The 1284-nt window shown below is 45.7% G+C and carries 3 protein-coding genes; 1 reads left to right on the top strand and 2 read right to left on the bottom strand.

Translation table 11 applies throughout. The features are described from left to right. Both KDK19_RS05025 and KDK19_RS05020 read right to left on the bottom strand, forming a co-directional pair. Positions 1-414, bottom strand: a 414-nt coding sequence (locus KDK19_RS05025) for a hypothetical protein (protein WP_257291474.1), incomplete at its 3' end; no start/stop codon positions are given. Positions 415-568: 154 nt separating this feature from the next. Beyond that, on the bottom strand, positions 569-871 hold the full coding sequence (locus tag KDK19_RS05020) for a hypothetical protein (RefSeq protein WP_257291473.1): 303 nt from the start codon (positions 869-871) through the stop codon (positions 569-571). A 20-nt stretch (positions 872-891) separates the two neighbouring features. Between KDK19_RS05020 and KDK19_RS05015 the strand changes: the two genes are divergently transcribed. Further along, positions 892-1284, top strand: a 393-nt coding sequence (locus KDK19_RS05015; protein ID WP_257291472.1) for a hypothetical protein, incomplete at its 3' end; no start/stop codon positions are given.

Here is a 1284-nt window from a genome sequence, read left to right as displayed (position 1 = left end):
GTGACCATCGTCAGCAATGCTCAGCCGGCTCACCAGATTAGCCTGTGAGAGCTCATCGGGATGGGAGATAAGTGTGACATCGCGATTCTCGTCGCCGGTCCGGGCTGCTAAAAGCTGTCGAACCTCATCATCGCTGGTGACAAAACGAAAATCGAAGGAATGAGAGGCTCTGGGTAACGAGGAATCCGTTGAGGATACGGTTCTCGCTTTCTCAGGCGACGTAATCGGATGTGATGATATAGTCCGTTTGGCGGTGGTCTCATGGCAGATTTTTACCTTTTTTGACGATAGCTTCAGCTTTGCTGTCCTGGTTGGCAGGCTACTATCATGCACGCCACAATCTGGTACCTCAGCACCAGGCACCTCACTGCCGAGAATGTATTTGTTTGTTGCTCTGCCAATCTGACCATCCATAGTCAATCTCCTTTTTTACTGCTGTCAGCATTACTGCATTGAAGTTGTTTAGGCGTTTGACCTTAAAATAGGATGGAAGTTCAGTTTTGATAATTAGCCGTGACCATCGATGGAAATCACCGGTCACGAAAAACTTATCGTGACCAGACAATGATCAGGTATCCAATGACTCAAAAAGCGAATTCAAATTCACGCTGTTGCAAAACTCTTCGGCAATTTTTGTCAGTTCATCGGACTTGAGCACCAGAGCGTTATCGGCGTAGAGTGCCTGTCTTAAAAAAGCATCATGACCACATTCCTGAAACCAGCAAGAACTATCAATTGAAGACATCATGGCATACAGCTGCTCCACTGAGGATGGATCATGAGCGCCATAGCTGTCAGTGAGTTCAACTTCAGACCTGATGGTAGCATCGGACCAACAATACGTTAAGCAACCGCCTTTCGAGTGCGTCATTTCATACAGGTAATGACAGAATGCCTGCTGAAGCGCTAGCCTCTGTTTGTCTCTCAAAGCATTTAAAAGCTGCTTACCAGTGGCTGATTGCAATGGTGTTCATACTGCAAGAAATTGACTTAACCCAGCCTTCGGTTATCCGCTTTGTCCTTGAAGCCATGGAATTGGGGTGGCTGGAACCAGTGTCGAACCCCATTATGAAACCCGATAAACATCATCACCTATTGGTGCGTCTCAAAGGCGTCGATGAGCTGAAGGTTAAAGCCGCTGATTGCCTGAAAAACTGGTATAAGAAAGTATTTTCCAGGAAAAAAAATAGTTATGTGTGTCGGTTGGTCTATAGAAAATTTCAAGAAGGAGGTGGTACCTTATTCGTCACTCATTGTCATAATGGGTTTTCGCAATTCTTTGAA

Source organism: Endozoicomonas sp. ONNA1, assembly GCF_024606325.1.
Taxonomy (GTDB): Bacteria; Pseudomonadota; Gammaproteobacteria; order Pseudomonadales; family Endozoicomonadaceae; genus Endozoicomonas_A.
This window is presented reverse-complemented; position numbering and strand designations above follow the sequence as displayed.